Consider the following 18,117-nt stretch of genomic DNA (forward strand, 5'->3'; position numbering starts at 1 on the left):
CCATCAGGCTTTGTCGCCACCAGGCTCGGTGCCGCCGAAACGTCGCTCTCGATTAGCAAAAGCATGCAGCGCACCCTCAAAGTCTTGTTCATCGAAATCGGGCCAAAGAACATCTGTAAAGTAAAGTTCAGCATAGGCAATTTGCCAGATAAGAAAGTTACTGATCCGATGTTCTCCCCCGGTCCTAATCACTAAATCTACGGGAGCCAGTTCATGCATGCAGATCTGCTGATTCAGCAGTTCTTCACTAATTTGATCGGGGCGAAGTTCCCCTTCCTGGACCTGTTCGGCTAAGCGCTGAACTCCCTGAATAATATCCCATCGACCGCCGTAATTAGCAGCGATGTTCAATGTTAACCCCGTGTTTTTCTCCGTCAGCGCCTCCGCTTTACGGATCCGCTCTTGCAGGCGTGAATTAAATCGACGGGTATCGCCAATAATTCGCAGCCGAACGTTATGGCGGTGCAGGCTTTTTACTTCACTGTCCAGAGCCCAGACGAACAGCTCCATCAACGCACTCACCTCTTGTTCAGGGCGATTCCAGTTTTCACTGCTGAATGCGTATAACGTTAGTGCCTCAATACCATGACTCGCAGCGTAGGCTACAGCACGGCGTACAGATTTCGCCCCGGCTTTGTGTCCAAAGGCGCGAATCTTACCTTGCTTTTTCGCCCAGCGGCCATTGCCATCCATAATGATCGCCACATGACGGCAACCGTGGGTGGACAAGTTCTCGCTGGTTGGTTGATTAGCAGACAACATAACGCGTTTTTAATCCATGAAAAGGGATGAGCGGTACCCTGAAATACAGCTATACACTTTATCCTTCAGGCAACCCTGACGAATTTTACGTATCTTTGTGTCGCAAAAAAGCCGTGCTAAATCACGGCTATCCCGATAGCAAAGCCAAAACGCAGTGCTACTAAGTGGCGCAGACTATATCACTGAAGCCAGATGCTCACAAATGCCGTGATGGGTTTGGATACTGATTCTGCTCTCATTACCGGATAAAATGCGTCACCTGCATTGCCGCTTCCACGCGCGCGCTAGCATCAATCTCCAGAACCGCCTCCACGCTCTGAGGTTCGTTGAGGTCGAGGTGTTCCAGCACGGCTAGGTTAACGGCGGCAATATCGGTGAAGCGAATTTGCCCATCAAGGAATGCCGCAACGGCAATCTCGTTTGCCGCATTCAGCGCGGTAGTCGCCGCTTGTCCCTGCTCGAAGGCATCCATCGCCAGCTTCAGGCACGGATAACGCGCATAATCTGGCTCGCTAAAGCTCAGAGAGCCCATCTTGCAGAAGTCCAGCGGCTTAGCGCCGGAAACGACACGGTTTGGCCAAGCCATGGTATTCGCAATTGGCGTCCGCATATCAGGCTCACCCAACTGCGCCAGCACGCTTCCGTCCTGATATCGCACCATTGAATGAATCACCGATTGAGGATGAATCAGTACTTCCATCTGCTGCGCTGATGCATTAAACAGCCAGCGGGCTTCGATGTATTCCAGACCTTTATTCATCATGGTGGCCGAGTCGACGGAGATTTTACGTCCCATCGACCAATTCGGATGACGACAAGCTTGATCGGGCGTCATTGCGCGCAGTTCAGCAATTGGCGTTTCACGGAACGGGCCACCTGATCCGGTTAGCAGAATGGATGACACTCCATGCTGCGCCAAATCAGCGTACCCTAAGTCACGCTGAAAGCTTTGCGGCAAACTCTGAAAGATGGCGTTATGTTCACTATCAACCGGCAACAGTTGCGCATTGTGCTGCTTGACTGCCTCAAGGAACAGACGCCCGCAGGTCACTAACGACTCTTTATTCGCCAGCAGAATCACTTTGCCGGCACGGATTGCCGCCAGCGTCGGCAACAGGCCAGCTGCGCCGACAATCGCCGCCATGACCTGATCGACGTCATCCAGTGCCGCCACATCGCACGCAGCCTGCTGACCGCTTAATACTTCGGTCTGGCTACCCTGTTCGCGCAATGCCAGCTTTACGGCGTGGGCGCTAACTGCGTCATCCATCACCGCATAGCGCGGAGCAAACTCCAAGCACTGTTCAACCATACGCTCGACGTTTTTACCCGCCACCAGCGCGGCCACCGCGAATTTATCGGGGTTATGGCGCACGACGTCCAGCGTGTTGCAGCCAATCGAACCGGTTGAGCCCAGTACAGTTAATCGCTTCATGAGAGATCCCAGATGGATAAAAAGCAAAACGCCGCCAGCAAAGCAGTTACGCTTCCTGTACGGCGTTAATCGCACAACCTACACAGTCTTAGAACTGCATCAGCTCAGCTTCTTTGTCTGCCAGCGCCGCATCAACTTTCTTGATAGCTGCGTCAGTCATTTTCTGCACGTCTTCCTGAGAACGGCGATCGTCATCTTCGCTGATCTCTTTATCTTTCAGCAGCGCCTTCACTTTGTCGTTCGCATCACGACGAACGTTACGCACGGAAACGCGCGCCTGTTCTGCTTCGCCACGAACGATTTTGGTCAGGTCTTTACGACGCTCTTCGGTCAGTGCCGGCAGCGGAACACGGATGTCGGTGCCTGCAGAGCTTGGGTTCAGACCCAAGTCGGAAGCCATAATCGCTTTTTCAACGGCCGGGCCCAAAGAGCGGTCAAACACGTTGATTTTCAGCGTACGGGAATCTTCTACGGTTACACTTGCCAGCTGACGCAGCGGCGTAGGGGTGCCGTAATACTCAACCACAATGCCGTCCAGCAGGCTAGGAGAAGCACGACCCGTGCGAATTTTGCTGATTTGGGTTTTGAACGCTTCTACGCATTTTTCCATGCGTACTTCAGCATCTTTTCTGATATCGCTAATCACGTTACGAATCCTTGAAAACTAGTCTCAGTCAGACCATGGCGCATTACAACGAATGCGCTAAGTATAGTCTCGTATAATTCAGGCCACAGAATATCTAAATTCGGCCGGGCAAAGGCGAATCTTACCCGGAAATGGCCGCAACGGAAATTATTCCGTAATCAAAGTGCCTTCTTTTTCGCCCATGACCACGCGACGCAGTGCGCCCGGTTTGTTCATGTTAAATACGCGAATTGGCAATTTATGGTCACGGGCTAGCGTAAAGGCTGCCAGATCCATGACTTTCAGTTCTTGTTCCAGCACGTCGCTGTAGGACAGCTGCTCGTACATGGTGGCAGACGGATCTTTCGCCGGGTCTGCGGTGAATACGCCGTCAACTTTGGTTGCTTTCAGCACCACATCGGCTTCGATTTCGATGCCGCGCAGGCAGGCTGCGGAGTCGGTGGTAAAGAACGGGTTGCCGGTACCGGCGGACAGAATCACGACGCGGTTGTTACGCAGCAGGCTGATAGCCTCTGCCCAGCTGTAGTTGTCGCACACGCCGTTCAGCGGAATTGCTGACATCAGACGAGCGTTCACATAGGCGCGATGCAGTGCGTCACGCATTGCTAGGCCGTTCATTACCGTTGCCAGCATGCCCATGTGGTCGCCCACTACGCGGTTCATACCCGCTTTTGCCAGCCCTGCGCCACGGAACAGGTTGCCACCACCAATGACGACACCCACCTGGATGCCCAGCTCAACAAGTTCTTTAATTTCCTGCGCCATGCGGTCAAGAATACTTGCGTCAATACCGAAGCCTTCAGTCCCCTGCAATGCTTCACCGCTAAGCTTAAGCAGAATACGTTTGTAGACAGGTTTTGCGTTGGTAGCCATTTTCTTTCCTGAGAGTGTCACGAATGGGATGGTAAAAATTCAGGTGACATCATGCGATCCTTGCCAATAAGCCCCTATAGGAGCTGGCTGATTTCCACATGACGATTTTCATTACTGCATACATCGGTACTGCACAAAAGAGAGCCGCCCTTAGGCGGCTCCTTTAAGCCATTAAGACTTTTTAGACATTGCAGCAACTTCTGCTGCGAAGTCGTTTTCGACTTTCTCGATGCCTTCGCCCACTTCAAAGCGGATGAAGCCAGTCACGTCAGCGTTGTGCTCTTTCAGCAGTTGGCCAACGTTTTTGCTTGGGTCCATAACGAAAGGCTGACCGGTCAGGGAGACTTCACCGGTGAATTTCTTCATGCGGCCTTCAACCATTTTCTCAGCGATTTCTTTCGGCTTACCAGACTGCATCGCGATGTCCAGCTGTACCTGGTATTCTTTCTCTACCACGTCAGCAGATACGTCTTCTGGCTTAACGAATTCTGGTTTGCTTGCAGCAACGTGCATTGCCAGGTGTTTAACCAGCTCTTCATCAGCGCCTTTAGCCGCAACCAGAACACCGATGCGAGCACCGTGCTGGTAGTTGCCCAGAACGTCGCCTTCCAGGATTGCAACGCGACGGATGTTGATGTTTTCACCGATTTTAGCAACCAGTGCAACACGCTCTTCTTCGAACTGTGCTTTCAGGACTTCAACGTCAGTCACTTTGCCAGCAACAGCTGCGTCCAGAACTTTGTCTGCGAACGCCTGGAAACCACCGTCTTTAGCAACGAAGTCAGTCTGGCAGTTAACTTCCAGAATCACGCCGAAGTTGCCTTCGATTTTGGTTTTGATCACGCCGTCAGCAGCAACGTTGCCTGCTTTTTTAGCTGCTTTGATCGCGCCAGATTTACGCATGTTTTCGATTGCCAGCTCGATGTCGCCGTTAGCTTCAGTCAGTGCTTTTTTGCAATCCATCATGCCTGCGCCAGTACGCTCACGCAGCTCTTTTACCAGGGATGCGGTAATTTCAGCCATTCTAAAATCCTCGGAAGATTTGATCTGCCCGGCAAAACCGCACAGATTTAAAAGTAAAAAAGGGGGCCATAGACAGGCCCCCTAACCAAACGTGATACTACCTGGTCTATAAGGGCTCTAACGAGCGTGCCTTATTACTCAGCTTCTACGAAGCTTTCTTCAGCCTGGGAAGCCAGGTCAGAAGAACGGCCTTCGCGAACGGTAGCCGCTACAGCGCTCAGGTACAGGGTTACAGCACGGATTGCATCGTCGTTACCAGGGATAACGAAGTCAACGCCATCTGGATCAGAGTTGGTATCAACGATAGAGAATACTGGGATACCCAGGTTGTTCGCTTCTTTGATAGCAATGTGCTCGTGGTCAGCATCGATTACGAACAGTGCGTCCGGCAGGCCGCCCATGTCTTTGATACCGCCCAGGCTGTTTTCCAGTTTCTCAAGCTCACGAGTACGCATCAGCGCTTCTTTCTTGGTCAGCTTTTCGAAAGTACCGTCCTGAGACTGAGTTTCCAGATCTTTCAGACGTTTGATGGACTGACGAACCGTTTTCCAGTTAGTCAGCATACCGCCCAACCAGCGATGGTTCACGAAGAACTGGTCGCAGCTGTTAGCAGCATCTTTCACAGCTTCGCTTGCAGCGCGTTTAGTACCAACAAACAGAATCTTACCTTTACGGGAAGAGATCTTGCTCAGCTCAGCCAGGGCTTCGTTGAACATTGGTACAGTTTTCTCAAGGTTGATGATGTGAACTTTGTTACGAGCGCCGAAGATGAAAGGCTTCATTTTCGGGTTCCAGTAACGGGTCTGGTGACCAAAGTGAACACCAGCCTTGAGCATGTCGCGCATGGAAACAGTTGCCATGGTAAAAACCTCTATAGATAAAGTTGGGGTTAAGCCTCCACGTATCCCATGTTACCGACCCCTAAGGGCACCCCGGAACATGTGTCGATACGTGTGTGTTATTTACACAAAGTGAGATTTGTCGCTTCCGGCCAAAACAATGAACGGAAGTTCGGCGCGCTTTATACCATAAAAGCGGCGAAGACACCAACAGTTGTTGTTGTTCCGCAGGGCACGAAAGGCGAAGTTCAGAATCATTCTCAATTTGGCAGGGATGGCTCCTGGCTGTTAACATTGACAACACTAATACTCAATTATTGTCGAAAAAATCGACACTGATGGACATATTCCATGGCTATTTCTATTAAGACCCCTGAAGATATTGAAAAAATGCGCGTTGCCGGCCGTTTAGCCGCTGAAGTGCTGGAAATGATTGAACCGCACGTCAAACCTGGCGTCACCACCGGTGAATTGGATCGCATCTGTAACGATTATATTGTCAACGAGCAGAAAGCCATCTCCGCATGCCTGAACTATCACGGCTTCCCGAAATCGGTCTGCATCTCGATTAACGAAGTGGTGTGTCACGGTATTCCGGATGATGAAAAGCATCTGAAAGACGGCGACATCGTCAATATCGACGTCACCGTCATCAAAGATGAGTTCCACGGCGACACCTCGAAAATGTTTATCGTCGGCAAACCGACGATCCTCGGCGAGCGTCTGTGCCGCGTGACCAAAGAGAGCCTGTACGTCGCGCTGAGAATGGTGAAGCCAGGCGTTAACCTGCGCGAAATTGGCGCAGCTATCCAGAAATTCGTCGAAGCAGAAGGTTTCTCCGTGGTGCGCGAATACTGTGGACACGGCATCGGTCGCGGCTTCCACGAAGAACCGCAGGTACTGCACTACGACTCACGCGAAACCGACGTGGTATTAAAGCAGGGCATGACCTTCACCATCGAACCGATGGTGAACGCCGGCAAGAAAGAAATCCGTACCATGAAAGATGGCTGGACGGTAAAAACCAAAGACCGTAGCTTGTCTGCACAGTACGAGCATACTATTGTGGTAACCGACAACGGCTGCGAAATACTGACGTTACGCAAGGATGACACCATCCCGGCGATAATCTCGCACAACGAATAACGAAAAGCCGGCGATTGCCGGCTTTTTTTATGGGTGATAGTTTTTTCTTATGGGTGGTCTGATGACGAACTCCTTACCTGAACTGGCATGCGCAATTCACCCCACCCTGCCTAATCAGCCGGAAAACCCGGTGGATTGGCCACAGGACACGCTGAACTGCGTGGAGATTAAAACTCGCCTCGATAATTTTCAGCGTTGGCTAGGGGAAGCATTCGACAGCGGGATCTCCGCAGAGCAATTGGTTGAGGCCCGCACTGAGTTTATTGACCAACTCCTTCAACGCCTATGGCTGTTATACGGTTTTGGTGAAGTCGAAGATGCCGCCCTAGTTGCCGTTGGCGGCTATGGCCGTGGCGAACTGCATCCGCTGTCCGACGTTGATTTGCTAATCCTAAGCCGCCAAAAACTGCCCGATGAGCAGGCGCAAAAAATTGGCGAACTGCTGACGCTGCTTTGGGATCTCAAGCTGGAAGTCGGCCATAGCGTACGAACGTTAGAAGAGTGCTTGCTGGAAGGGCTATCGGATTTAACCGTCGCCACCAACCTCATTGAATCCCGCCTGCTGATTGGCGACGTTGCGCTATTCCTCGAACTGCAAAAAAACGTCTTCAGCGAGGGCTTCTGGCCGTCAGAAACCTTCTTCCCAGCCAAGGTCGCCGAACAGGAAGCCCGCCACCAGCGCTACCATGGCACTAGCTACAATCTCGAGCCAGACATCAAAAGCAGCCCCGGCGGCCTGCGGGATATTCACACCATTCAGTGGGTCGCGCGTCGCCACTTTGGCGCCACCTCGCTTGATGAAATGGTCAGCTTTGGCTTCCTAACCGAAGCGGAACGTAACGAGCTAAACGAATGTCTACATCTGCTGTGGCGCATTCGTTTTGCTCTGCATCTTGAGCTTAATCGCTACGATAACCGTCTGCTGTTCGACCGCCAACTGAGCGTGGCGCAGCGGCTGAAATATGCCGGTGAAGGCAATCAGCCTATCGAACACATGATGAAGGACTTCTACCGCGTCACCCGCCGGGTGGGCGAGCTTAATCACATGCTGTTGCAGCTGTTCGATGAAGCCATTCTCGCGCTGACCGAAGATGAAAAACCACGGGCTATCGATGACGATTTCCAACTGCGTGGCACGCTGATTGACCTGCGCGACGACACGTTATTCATCCGTGAGCCGCAGGCCATTCTGCGGATGTTCCACATCATGGTGCGTAACAGCAGCATTACCGGTATTTACTCGACCACGTTGCGGCATCTACGCCATGCTCGCCGCCACCTGAGTCAACCGCTGTGCTATATCCCGGAAGCCCGCGAGTTGTTCCTGAGCATGCTGCGTCATCAAGGCGCCGTCAGCCGTGGTTTGCTGCCCATGCATCGCCACAGCGTGCTGTGGGCCTACATGCCGCAGTGGTCGCATATTGTTGGGCAGATGCAGTTCGATCTATTCCACGCTTATACCGTGGATGAACACACCATCCGCGTGTTGCTGAAGCTGGAAAGTTTTGCCCGTGAGGAGACCCGCCCGCGTCACCCGCTGTGCGTCGATCTCTGGCCACGGTTGAACCACCCAGAGTTGATTCTGATTGCCGCGTTGTTCCACGACATCGCGAAAGGCCGCGGCGGTGACCACTCGGTGCTGGGCGCTCAGGACGTGCTCAAATTTGCCGAGCTGCACGGTCTGAACTCACGTGAAACCCAGTTAGTTGCATGGCTGGTGCGCCAGCATCTGCTGATGTCAGTCACCGCCCAGCGGCGTGACATTCAGGACCCGGAAGTGATTAAACAGTTCGCCGAAGAGGTGCAGACTGAGCATCGTTTGCGCTTCCTCGTGTGTCTGACGGTGGCGGACATCTGCGCGACCAATGAAACCCTGTGGAATAGCTGGAAGCAGAGCCTGTTGCGCGAACTCTACTTCGCGACCGAAAAACAGCTGCGCCGTGGCATGCAGAACACGCCGGATATGCGCGAGCGCGTACGCCATCATCAAATGCAGGCGCTGGCGCTGCTGCGGATGGACAATATCAATGAGGAAGCGCTGCACCAAATCTGGAACCGCTGTCGCGCCAACTACTTTGTTCGCCATACGCCAAATCAGCTGGCATGGCATGCCCGCCACCTGCTCAAGCATGATCTCAATCAGCCGATGATCCTGCTGAGCCCGCAGGCCACGCGTGGCGGCACAGAAATCTTTATTTGGAGCCCTGATCGCCCTTACCTCTTTGCCGCCGTCTGCGCCGAACTCGACCGCCGCAACCTTAGCGTGCACGATGCGCAGATCTTCACCACCCGCGACGGCATGGCAATGGACTCGTTTATCGTGCTTGAGCCGGACGGCAGTCCGCTCTCCAGCGATCGCCATGAGGCCATTCGTTTGGGGCTTGAACAGGCGATTACCCAGCGCAGCTGGCAGGCACCACAACCGCGCAGGCAAGCGGCAAAACTGCGTCACTTCTCGGTCGATACCGAAGTCAATTTCCTGCCGACCCATACCGACAAACGGTCGTTCCTGGAACTGATTGCGCTCGATCAGCCGGGCCTGCTCGCACGTGTTGGACAGGTGTTCGCCGACCTCGGTATTTCACTTCACGGGGCGAGAATTACGACAATTGGTGAACGAGTAGAAGATTTATTTATAATCGCCACCGCCGACCGGCGTGCCCTTAATAATGTGCTGCAACAAGAAGTGCAACAACGGTTGACAGCAGCCCTCAATCCAAACGATAAAGGGTAACGATTTTTTATTAGTAAATGGAAAGAGTAAACAATGCAGCAATTACAGAACGTTATTGAGTCCGCCTTTGAGCGTCGCGCCGACATCACGCCGGCAAATGTGGATACCGTAACCCGCGAAGCGGTGAATCAGGTTATTTCTCTGCTGGATTCCGGTGCGCTGCGTGTCGCTGAAAAAATCGATGGCCAGTGGGTCACTCACCAATGGCTAAAGAAAGCGGTTCTGCTCTCTTTCCGTATTAACGATAACCAGGTTATCGACGGTGCAGAAAGCCGCTACTTCGATAAAGTACCAATGAAATTCGCTGACTACGACGAAGCGCGTTTCCAGAAAGAAGGTTTCCGCGTGGTACCACCGGCAGCCGTACGCCAGGGCGCATACATCGCGCGCAACACCGTGCTGATGCCATCCTATGTGAACATCGGCGCATACGTTGACGAAGGTTCCATGGTTGATACCTGGGCGACCGTCGGCTCCTGTGCGCAGATTGGTAAAAACGTTCACCTGTCCGGCGGCGTCGGCATCGGTGGCGTTCTGGAACCACTGCAGGCTAACCCAACCATCATTGAAGACAACTGCTTCATCGGCGCACGTTCCGAAGTTGTAGAAGGCGTGATTGTTGAAGAAGGTTCCGTTATCTCCATGGGCGTGTACCTGGGCCAGAGCACCAAAATCTACGACCGTGAAACTGGCGAAGTCTTCTACGGCCGCGTACCTGCGGGCTCCGTGGTGGTGTCCGGCAACCTGCCATCAAAAGACGGCAAGTACAGCCTGTACTGCGCAGTTATCGTGAAGAAAGTGGATGCGAAAACCCGCGGCAAAGTGGGCATCAACGAACTGCTACGTACCATCGATTAATACGATGTGTAAAAGCGGGGGCTACCCCGCTTTTTTTTATTCGTAAGCTGGCGGAAAATGATTTTTTCGTTAATTATTCAATAGTTAATTTAGATCAAGGGTGCCGCTATGTACGATAATCTGAAAAGTTTGGGCATTACCAATCCCGATGAAATCGATCGTTACAGCCTCCGGCAGGAAGCCAATAACGATATCCTAAAAATCTATTTCCAGAAGGATAAAGGGGAATTTTTCGCCAAGAGCGTGAAGTTCAAGTATCCACGCCAACGTAAAACCGTGGCCGCCGATGGCGTAGGACAAGGTTTTAAAGAGGTGCAGGAAATCAGCCCTAACCTCCGCTATGTGATTGATGAATTGGATCAAATCTGCCAGCGCGATCGTACCGAAGTCGACCTCAAGCGTAAGATCCTAGACGATCTGCGTCATCTGGAAAGCGTCGTCACCAATAAGATCAGTGAAATTGAAGCCGATCTGGAAAAACTGACGCGTAAGTAACAGCGTATGATGTGTTCGTAGGCCGGGTAAGGCGACGCCGCCACCCGGCATTTTTGCCTGATGGCGCGACGCTTATCAGGCCTACGGGGTGTCTGAGCCGTGTAGGCCGGATAAGGCCACGCCGCCATCCGGCAATGTGCGCGGTGGAGCCTGATAGCGCTACGCTTATCAGGCCTACGCGGCACGTTTACCTACCGCTGCTCATCCAGTTGTAAGGCGATATACAGCAACAGCCTGTCGTCAAAATTCCCCAGATCCAACCCCGTCAGCTCCGAAATTCGATTCAACCGATACTCCAACGTATTACGGTGAATAAACAGCGCCTTCGAAGTCGCCAGCGGCTGGACGTTGTGGCGAAACCACGCGGCCAGCGTCCGACGCAGCAGGCCGTTATTATCCATCGCTTTCAAACGCATAAGCGGGCGCGAGAGTTCATTGGCCTGCCAGCCGCCCCGCAGACTATCCAGTAGCACCGGCAGCATCAAATCCTGATAAAAATAGCTGCGACTCTCGGGCATGCGCTGTTTGCCGACCATCATGGTGGTGCGTGCGGTACGATAGGAACGAGCAATGCTGCCCGGTCCAGTAAAGTAGTTGCCCAGTGCGACGCGGAAGCGCAAATGCCCGTTTTCCTTCATCCGCGAAATCAACTGCTCAACCCGTTTTTGGTGATCTTCAGCATCCCAGCGGCCAAACTGATTCAACGCCGGTTTCAGCACTACCATTTCGGTCAACGACACAATCGCTATTAGATTATTGCGCTCCGGCGTGGTCAGCGCATTTTGCAGCTGCTGCAGTTCAGCCATCGCGCTATCGACACCTAGCTGTCCGCTGTCGACCTCCACCACCGCGGCCACGCGCGGCTGATTGAGATCGATACCCAAGCGCTGTGCCCATTCGGTCAGCGCTGGCGTATTTTCCTCAGCCTGAATCAGGTTCATCACCAACTCTTCACGCAGGCGGCTATCCTGCGCCAGCAGATGCATCAGCCGCGATTGCTCCAACATCATCTCTGCCGTCATACAGACCAGCTCACCGTACTTACGCAGCGTCTCCGGCTCACCGGTTAGACCGATAACGCCGACGATCTCCCCTTCCAGACGCAGCGGCAGGTTAATCCCCTGGCGCACCCCGTGCAGATGGCGAGCGACCGCATCATCAATGTCAACAACGCGTCCCTGAGACAGCACCAGCAACGCGCCTTCGTGCAATTCACCAATACGCTCGCGATCGCCGCTGCCAATAATGCGCCCACGGGCGTCCATTACGTTGATGTTGGTATCGATAATGCGCATGGTGCGCGCCACGATATCCTGCGCCATTTTAGTATCGAGATGCCAGCTAGCCATGAACCCCTCCTGTGAGCAGGTTACATGATAGGAAAGATGGGAAAGGCCCGCACTGTGCAAATGCACAAAGCACGGTTGAGATCTATGGAGTTGTGGGAGGCTTCACATAACGCAAAGAGAAACCCTTCCCCCATCAGGGGAAAGGGTTTAGAGGGGAGATTACTGCATCAGCAGATAGATAGAACTATCGCCACGCTGAATATTCAGCGCCAGTACAGAAGGTTTGCTGTCGAGGATTTTGCGCAACTCGGCGATATTTTTCACCGCCTGCTGGTTAGCGCCGACAATCACATCACCCTTCTTCAGGCCAATCTGCGCCGCCGGAGTGCCTGCTTTCACAGAGCTCACCACTACGCCTTTGTCTTGGCCTTTATTGCTCATCTCAGCACCTTCAATACCGCTGAAGATAGAGCTGGAATCCACCTGATTCTGGCTACTCTGCTGCAGTTCAATTTCGACCGTCAGCGGTTTGCCATCACGCTGTAGGCCGAGGCTGATTTTGCTGCCAATTGGCATTGTACCAACCTGCGCACGCAGGGCGGCAAAGCTGCTGATCGGTTTACCGTTCAGGGCGGTAATCACGTCACCGGCTTTAATGCCCGCTTTCGCCGCAGAGGAATTCGGCATGACCTGGCTTACGAAGGCGCCACGCTGAGCATCAACCTTCATGGCTTTCGCCAGTTCAGAGTTCAACTCGGTCCCCATAATGCCCAGCTCACCGCGCTTAACTTGGCCGAATTTCACCATCTGGTCGGTGAGGTTTTTCATCATGTTACTTGGGATAGCAAAACCGATACCGATGTTGCCACCGTCCGGTGCGAGGATCGCGGTGTTGATCCCGATAAGCTCACCGTTCAGGTTAACCAACGCGCCGCCTGAGTTACCACGGTTAATCGCGGCATCAGTCTGAATAAAGTTCTCGTAGTTTTCCAGATTCAGACCGCTACGGCCAAGCGCCGACACAATACCCGAGGTCACGGTTTCACCCAGACCAAACGGGTTACCGATAGCCACAGTATAGTCACCAACGCGCAGGGCATCGGAATCCGCCAGCTTAATCGCGGTTAGGTTTTTGGGGTCCTGAATCTGAATCAGCGCGATATCAGAGCGCGGGTCTTTACCCACTACTTTCGCATCAAACTTACGGCCATCGCTAAGCTGTACTTTAATGACGCTGGCGTTATCCACCACGTGGTTGTTGGTCACGACGTAACCTTTGGCCGCGTCAATCACCACGCCGGAACCCAGCGCCATAAATTTCTGTTGCTGCTGTTGATCGCCGCCATTACCGCCGTTTGGACCCGCGCCACCCTGACAGAAAGGTGAGCTCTGGAACGGAGAACCATCCTGGCAGAACGGCGAATTGTCACCAAAGAACTGCTGGAAGTTACGCCCCATACGCGGGGTATTTACCGTTGTGCTGCCTTCAACATTAATGCTGACGACAGATGGCATAACCTTTTCCAGCATCGGCGCTAGGCTTGGCATAGGTTGCGCTGCGGATGCAGTGGAAGATGCCGTCTCGGCCGCGCTAGCGGACAACGGAGACAGAGCCAGACTTAAACTAAGAGCCAGTGCACTCATTGCTAACGTGGTTTTTTTCATGTGTTTCAATCTCAATTTCAGATTACGCAAAGTTACGATGTTCGTGACTAATCAGATTCACTTTATGGCACTAAGTTCCCTGCAACTACACATGGGAAAAGTAAAAATTTATTGAGCATCTTTACAAAACTTCTGATTATTCCACCGCCATCAACCGTCGATATTCATCCCACGCGTAGAGATCGGTCATACCGCTGATATAGTCCTGAATCAGGCGACAGCGATAATAATATTCCATTACCGGAAATTCCACGGATGCACGCGAAATTTTATTAACCGCCTCAACGTATGCCAAACGATGACGTGTTGAGAGCTTGCAAAAAAGCCGCGATTCTATTGGTAGATGACGCACTCTCTCCTGTTCCACCAGCTCACTAAATTCACTCAGCGATAATTTTAACAGTGGTGAATAAATATCCAACAGGCCACCAATCACCCGATAACCCTGTAATTCCAACTGCTCAACTTCAGGATGGCTAAACACATGTTTCCTTGCCACATTTTTGTATAAGGCAAGTAGTTTGCTGTAGCTACTTTCATCTTCCAGCAGCGCATGGTTAAAATCACCATCGTAAACTTGCGGTAGATTATCTATAAATCGCTGGGCCGCATAAGGCACCAGTTTATTTAATGTATTTACCCGCAAATACATGAAAAACTGATCTTCCGCGCTTCGACTTAACGAATTAGCACGAGATTTATCCCAAGCGTTTTCCACGACCTGTGAAAACAGCGAACCTTTAGTATGCTCAGGCCATGCTTCATATAAATGTTGGTAAAGCTGCTCAACGCTGAATATTCTTTTTTCTACCGCATCCTCAAGATCGGCAACGCAATAAGAAATATCGTCGGCCGCCTCCATAATCCAAGTTAATGGGAAGCGATTGTAAGGGGCCAAATCCAGTTCTTTACGTAAGCGCTCAATATAGTGCTCTTCGGCCAGATAATAGCCCGGTTTTTTCATTAAATAGCTGTGTGTTTTCGGCACGTCGTTCGCCCACCACGCCGGGCGGGTATATTTTAAAATGCATCCCACCTGCGCCCAGGTTAGGTTCATACGCATCAAGGTATGCACCAGGCGGATGCCCTGCGCATTGCCCTCAAAATGGCACAAATCCTGGCGAACCTTACTGCGCAGCACGTTGAGCGCTTCTTCGCCTTCCCGCAGCTGCAGGGCGATGACATCACAGCGGTCATGGCTTTGCGGCTGCTGGCGAGCATCTTTCGGCGCCAGCCGTTGACTGAACCAGTCGTTAATTGCCGCTTCACCAAAATGACCAAACGGCGGGTTACCAATGTCGTGCATCAGGCACGCCATCTCAACAATACTTTCAAACGGGCCGGTGAGTTCGTCCAGCCCATAGGTTCCGAGCAGCTTTTGCTCTTTTAGGCGGCTAATGATCTCTTTGGCGATGTAGCGCCCAACCTGCTGTACTTCCATTGAATGTGTCAGGCGCGTGCGCACTGCCGCGTTGCGCTCAAGCGGGAAAACCTGCGTTTTTTGCTGCAGTCGGCGAATCGCCGGAGAGTTAATAATACGTCCACGATCGCTTTCGAAAATACGCAGGATCTCATGTTCAGAACTGACGCCCTGCGGTGAACGATAGCGCCGACGCCAGTTAATTTTATTGCGAAAATCAATCGTAGCCATAGCTTCTCCGTCACGAGCTCTTTATTGCAAGCAATGCGCTTCCCCTGAACCGCATGATAGACTATGCCTTTAAACATGGCATATCGCGAGTAAATCTATGAAAATCGGCATTATTGGCGCAATGGAAGAAGAAGTTACGCTGCTGCGTGACAAAATCGAAAATCGTCAGACCATCACCATTGGCGGCAGTGAAATCTACACCGGCCAGCTGAATGGCGTTGACGTCGCGTTACTGAAATCCGGCATTGGTAAAGTCGCCGCTGCAATGGGCGCGGCCCTGCTGCTGGAACGCTGCCAGCCGGATGTCATCATTAATACCGGTTCCGCAGGCGGCCTCGCACCAACTCTGAAAGTGGGCGATATCGTCGTCTCCGACGAAGCGCGCTATCACGACGCAGACGTCACCGCGTTTGGCTATGAAATCGGCCAGATGGCAGGTTGTCCAGCGGCCTTCAAAGCGGATGATAAGCTGATTGCTGCCGCCGAAGAATGCATTAAATCCCTCGATTTGAACGCTGTGCGCGGCCTGATTGTTAGCGGCGATGCCTTCATCAACGGTTCCGTAGGTCTGGCAAAAATCCGTAGCAACTTCCCGCAGGCCATTGCGGTAGAAATGGAAGCGACGGCGATTGCCCACGTTTGCCATAGCTTTGCCGTTCCGTTTGTGGTTGTACGCGCTATTTCCGACGTGGCCGATCAGCAGTCCCATCTGAGCTTTGACGAGTTCTTGGCGGTTGCGGCGAAGCAATCGACCCTGATGGTAGAAACGCTGGTGCAGAAGCTGGCGCGTGGCTAAGCGGCTGATAACCGGGCTATTCGCCCTGCTGCTTAGTGCCCCGGCGTGGCTTTCCGCTGCGCCGCGGGTTATTTCCCTCTCCCCCGCGAATACCGAACTGGCCTTCGCTGCCGGCATCACTCCTATTGGTGTCAGCGCCTGGTCTGACTATCCCGCCGAAGCCAAAGAGATTGAACAGGTTTCCTCATGGCAGGGGATCAATCTGGAACGTATTGTCGCGCTGCATCCCGACCTAGTATTGGCATGGAAAGAAGGTAACGCCGAGCGCCAAGTGAACCAGCTGCGCACGCTGGGGATCACCGTTTTATGGGTTGATACCCACAGTATTGAAGAGATTGCCGCCACGCTGCACCAACTGGCGAAATGGAGTCCGACGCCCGAGAAAGCCGAACAAGCGGCGGCAGCTCTGCTTCATGACTACCAACAGCTAAAAGCGCAGTACGCAAACGCGCCGAAAAAACGGGTGTTTATGCAGTTTGGTTTTAACCCCATTTTCACCAGTAACAAAAGCGCGATTCAAAATCAGGTGCTGGAAGTTTGCGGCGGTGAAAATATCTTCGCCGACAGCCGCGTTGCTTGGCCGCAGGTTAGCCGTGAACAAGTGCTGATGCGTAAGCCGCAGGTCATCGTTGCCGCCGGCGACGAGAGTCAAATTCCGAAAATACAGCACTACTGGGCCAGCCAGCTCACAATCCCCATCATTCCTCTCAATAGTGACTGGTTTGAACGGGCAAGCCCACGTATTATCCTCGCCGCAAAACAACTCTGTACTGCACTCGCGCAGGTTCATTAATTGGATAATTGGTCATGCTTGTTTATTGGCTGGATATTGTAGGCACCATGGTTTTCGCGGTTTCCGGCGTTTTGCTTGCGGGTAAGCTGCGTATGGATCCGTTCGGTGTTTTGGTGCTCGGGGTGGTTACTGCGGTGGGTGGCGGCACCATCCGCGATATGGCGCTGGCCAACGGCCCGGTATTTTGGGTAAAAGACCCTACGGATCTGGTGGTGGCAATGGTCACCTGTATGCTGACTATCGTACTGGTGCGTCAGCCGCGCCGTTTACCTAAATGGGTTTTGCCGGTTCTGGACGCCGTCGGGCTGGCGGTCTTTGTCGGTATTGGCGTCAATAAAGCGTTTATCGCCCACTCAGGGCCACTGGTTGCGATATGTATGGGCGTGGTAACCGGCGTCGGCGGCGGGATTATTCGTGACGTGCTGGCACGTGAAGTACCGATGATCCTGCGCACTGAAATCTATGCCACAGCCTGTATTGTGGGCGGGATTGTCCACGCAACGGCCTACTATACCTTCGGCATGCCTTTGGAAAATGCCAGTATGATGGGAATGGTGGTGACGCTGGCTATTCGTCTGGCGGCGATTCGCTGGCACCTGAAGCTGCCGACCTTCGCGCTGGACGAACAGGGGAAATAGCGTGGAGTAATGCCCGATGGCGCGGCGCTTATCGGGCCTACAAACTGCACACTCCCGTAGGCCGGATAAGGCATTTATGCCGCCATCCGGCATCAGGAACAGCAATCAGATGCTGAACGAAGAACCACAACCACAGGTGCTGGTCGCGTTCGGGTTGGTCACGACAAAGCGAGAACCTTCCAGCCCTTCGGTATAATCCACAGAACCGCCGACCAGATATTGCAAGCTCATCGGATCGACCACCAGGCCTACGCCCTGTCTTTCAATGGTCATATCACCGTCGTTTACCTGGTCATCAAAGGTGAAACCATACTGGAAGCCGCTGCAGCCGCCGCCCGTAATATACACGCGCAGTTTCAGGTTTGGATTTTCTTCATCCGCGATCAGGACTTTTACTTTTTTGGCTGCGGCGTCGGTAAACTCCAGCGGCAGCACTACGTCATCACTCATTTTTTGCTCCCATTAATACTGCAG

General features: G+C 52.8%; 17 protein-coding genes. 7 read left to right on the forward strand and 10 right to left on the reverse strand.

What is annotated here, in order from left to right:
- Nucleotides 1–3: 3 nt before the first annotated feature.
- The 6 genes from ispU to rpsB form a co-directional block, all read right to left on the reverse strand.
- Nucleotides 4–762, reverse strand: a complete 759-nt coding sequence (gene ispU, locus AB4K05_RS16310; RefSeq protein WP_368480994.1) for a (2E,6E)-farnesyl-diphosphate-specific ditrans,polycis-undecaprenyl-diphosphate synthase — start codon at nucleotides 760–762, stop codon at nucleotides 4–6.
- Between the two features lie 238 nt (nucleotides 763–1,000).
- Nucleotides 1,001–2,197, reverse strand: a complete 1,197-nt coding sequence (gene ispC, locus AB4K05_RS16315) for a 1-deoxy-D-xylulose-5-phosphate reductoisomerase (RefSeq protein ID WP_368480995.1) — start codon at nucleotides 2,195–2,197, stop codon at nucleotides 1,001–1,003.
- Nucleotides 2,198–2,285: 88 nt separating this feature from the next.
- On the reverse strand, nucleotides 2,286–2,843 hold the full coding sequence (gene frr, locus AB4K05_RS16320; protein WP_368480996.1) for a ribosome recycling factor: 558 nt from the start codon (nucleotides 2,841–2,843) through the stop codon (nucleotides 2,286–2,288).
- Nucleotides 2,844–2,990: 147 nt separating this feature from the next.
- On the reverse strand, nucleotides 2,991–3,716 hold the full coding sequence (gene pyrH / locus AB4K05_RS16325; protein ID WP_052285405.1) for a UMP kinase: 726 nt from the start codon (nucleotides 3,714–3,716) through the stop codon (nucleotides 2,991–2,993).
- 171 nt (nucleotides 3,717–3,887) lie between these two features.
- Entirely contained in the window at nucleotides 3,888–4,739 is an 852-nt protein-coding gene (gene tsf, locus AB4K05_RS16330; protein ID WP_368480997.1) for a translation elongation factor Ts, read from the reverse strand.
- Between the two features lie 134 nt (nucleotides 4,740–4,873).
- Nucleotides 4,874–5,599 (reverse strand): 30S ribosomal protein S2, encoded by a 726-nt coding sequence (gene rpsB, locus AB4K05_RS16335; RefSeq protein ID WP_368480998.1) that lies wholly within the window; start codon nucleotides 5,597–5,599, stop codon nucleotides 4,874–4,876.
- Nucleotides 5,600–5,929: 330 nt separating this feature from the next.
- On the opposite strand from rpsB, the gene map reads away from it, so the two are divergent.
- The 4 genes from map (at nucleotide 5,930) to AB4K05_RS16355 (ending at nucleotide 10,811) form a co-directional block, all read left to right on the forward strand.
- The gene (map, locus tag AB4K05_RS16340; RefSeq protein ID WP_368480999.1) at nucleotides 5,930–6,724 is read left to right on the forward strand and encodes a type I methionyl aminopeptidase; all 795 of its coding nucleotides are present in this window, start codon (nucleotides 5,930–5,932) and stop codon (nucleotides 6,722–6,724) included.
- Between the two features lie 61 nt (nucleotides 6,725–6,785).
- Nucleotides 6,786–9,458 (forward strand): bifunctional uridylyltransferase/uridylyl-removing protein GlnD, encoded by a 2,673-nt coding sequence (gene glnD, locus AB4K05_RS16345; RefSeq protein WP_368481000.1) that lies wholly within the window; start codon nucleotides 6,786–6,788, stop codon nucleotides 9,456–9,458.
- 33 nt (nucleotides 9,459–9,491) lie between these two features.
- Entirely contained in the window at nucleotides 9,492–10,316 is an 825-nt protein-coding gene (gene dapD, locus AB4K05_RS16350; RefSeq protein ID WP_052285401.1) for a 2,3,4,5-tetrahydropyridine-2,6-dicarboxylate N-succinyltransferase, read from the forward strand.
- Between the two features lie 108 nt (nucleotides 10,317–10,424).
- Complete coding sequence (locus tag AB4K05_RS16355) at nucleotides 10,425–10,811, forward strand: DUF3461 family protein (protein WP_368481001.1); 387 nt, start codon at nucleotides 10,425–10,427, stop codon at nucleotides 10,809–10,811.
- A 191-nt stretch (nucleotides 10,812–11,002) separates the two neighbouring features.
- On the opposite strand, the gene cdaR is transcribed toward AB4K05_RS16355, so the two are convergent.
- From cdaR to dgt, 3 genes are all read right to left on the reverse strand, one after another.
- Complete coding sequence (gene cdaR / locus AB4K05_RS16360; RefSeq protein ID WP_333499079.1) at nucleotides 11,003–12,160, reverse strand: DNA-binding transcriptional regulator CdaR; 1,158 nt, start codon at nucleotides 12,158–12,160, stop codon at nucleotides 11,003–11,005.
- 159 nt (nucleotides 12,161–12,319) lie between these two features.
- Nucleotides 12,320–13,765 carry a serine endoprotease DegP gene (gene degP / locus AB4K05_RS16365; RefSeq protein WP_368481002.1) on the reverse strand — a complete coding sequence of 482 codons (1,446 nt, stop codon included), beginning with the start codon at nucleotides 13,763–13,765 and terminating at the stop codon, nucleotides 12,320–12,322.
- A 136-nt stretch (nucleotides 13,766–13,901) separates the two neighbouring features.
- A complete protein-coding gene (gene dgt, locus AB4K05_RS16370) occupies nucleotides 13,902–15,416 on the reverse strand; it encodes a dGTPase (protein WP_368481003.1) in 1,515 nt (504 codons plus the stop codon).
- 97 nt (nucleotides 15,417–15,513) lie between these two features.
- Between dgt and mtnN the strand changes: the two genes are divergently transcribed.
- From mtnN to AB4K05_RS16385, 3 genes are read left to right on the forward strand one after another with little or no spacing between them, the layout of a single operon-like run.
- Nucleotides 15,514–16,212, forward strand: a complete 699-nt coding sequence (gene mtnN, locus AB4K05_RS16375; RefSeq protein WP_368481004.1) for a 5'-methylthioadenosine/S-adenosylhomocysteine nucleosidase — start codon at nucleotides 15,514–15,516, stop codon at nucleotides 16,210–16,212.
- On the forward strand, nucleotides 16,205–17,005 hold the full coding sequence (gene btuF, locus AB4K05_RS16380; protein ID WP_368481005.1) for a vitamin B12 ABC transporter substrate-binding protein BtuF: 801 nt from the start codon (nucleotides 16,205–16,207) through the stop codon (nucleotides 17,003–17,005). Before mtnN ends, btuF begins: the two co-directional genes overlap by 8 nt.
- 14 nt (nucleotides 17,006–17,019) lie before the next feature.
- Nucleotides 17,020–17,643, forward strand: a complete 624-nt coding sequence (locus AB4K05_RS16385; RefSeq protein ID WP_368481006.1) for a TRIC cation channel family protein — start codon at nucleotides 17,020–17,022, stop codon at nucleotides 17,641–17,643.
- 105 nt (nucleotides 17,644–17,748) lie between these two features.
- Here AB4K05_RS16385 and erpA read toward each other — a convergent pair whose 3' ends face one another.
- Nucleotides 17,749–18,093, reverse strand: coding sequence for an iron-sulfur cluster insertion protein ErpA (erpA, locus tag AB4K05_RS16390; RefSeq protein ID WP_368481007.1), 345 nt, complete (start codon nucleotides 18,091–18,093; stop codon nucleotides 17,749–17,751).
- Nucleotides 18,094–18,117: the final 24 nt, after the last annotated feature.

Source organism: Kluyvera sp. STS39-E (genome assembly GCF_040932435.1).
GTDB lineage: Bacteria > Pseudomonadota > Gammaproteobacteria > Enterobacterales > Enterobacteriaceae > Kluyvera.

Bases quoted from the DNA above. Each gene is read 5' to 3' on its own strand.
- ispU (WP_368480994.1), bottom strand. From the start codon at position 762: ATGTTGTCTGCTAATCAACCAACCAGCGAGAACTTGTCCACCCACGGT.
- ispC (WP_368480995.1), bottom strand. From the start codon at position 2,197: ATGAAGCGATTAACTGTACTGGGCTCAACCGGTTCGATTGGCTGCAAC.
- pyrH (WP_052285405.1), bottom strand. From the start codon at position 3,716: ATGGCTACCAACGCAAAACCTGTCTACAAACGTATTCTGCTTAAGCTT.
- tsf (WP_368480997.1), bottom strand. From the start codon at position 4,739: ATGGCTGAAATTACCGCATCCCTGGTAAAAGAGCTGCGTGAGCGTACT.
- rpsB (WP_368480998.1), bottom strand. From the start codon at position 5,599: ATGGCAACTGTTTCCATGCGCGACATGCTCAAGGCTGGTGTTCACTTT.
- map (WP_368480999.1), top strand. From the start codon at position 5,930: ATGGCTATTTCTATTAAGACCCCTGAAGATATTGAAAAAATGCGCGTT.
- glnD (WP_368481000.1), top strand. From the start codon at position 6,786: ATGACGAACTCCTTACCTGAACTGGCATGCGCAATTCACCCCACCCTG.
- dapD (WP_052285401.1), top strand. From the start codon at position 9,492: ATGCAGCAATTACAGAACGTTATTGAGTCCGCCTTTGAGCGTCGCGCC.
- AB4K05_RS16355 (WP_368481001.1), top strand. From the start codon at position 10,425: ATGTACGATAATCTGAAAAGTTTGGGCATTACCAATCCCGATGAAATC.
- cdaR (WP_333499079.1), bottom strand. From the start codon at position 12,160: ATGGCTAGCTGGCATCTCGATACTAAAATGGCGCAGGATATCGTGGCG.
- degP (WP_368481002.1), bottom strand. From the start codon at position 13,765: ATGAAAAAAACCACGTTAGCAATGAGTGCACTGGCTCTTAGTTTAAGT.
- dgt (WP_368481003.1), bottom strand. From the start codon at position 15,416: ATGGCTACGATTGATTTTCGCAATAAAATTAACTGGCGTCGGCGCTAT.
- mtnN (WP_368481004.1), top strand. From the start codon at position 15,514: ATGAAAATCGGCATTATTGGCGCAATGGAAGAAGAAGTTACGCTGCTG.
- AB4K05_RS16385 (WP_368481006.1), top strand. From the start codon at position 17,020: ATGCTTGTTTATTGGCTGGATATTGTAGGCACCATGGTTTTCGCGGTT.
- erpA (WP_368481007.1), bottom strand. From the start codon at position 18,093: ATGAGTGATGACGTAGTGCTGCCGCTGGAGTTTACCGACGCCGCAGCC.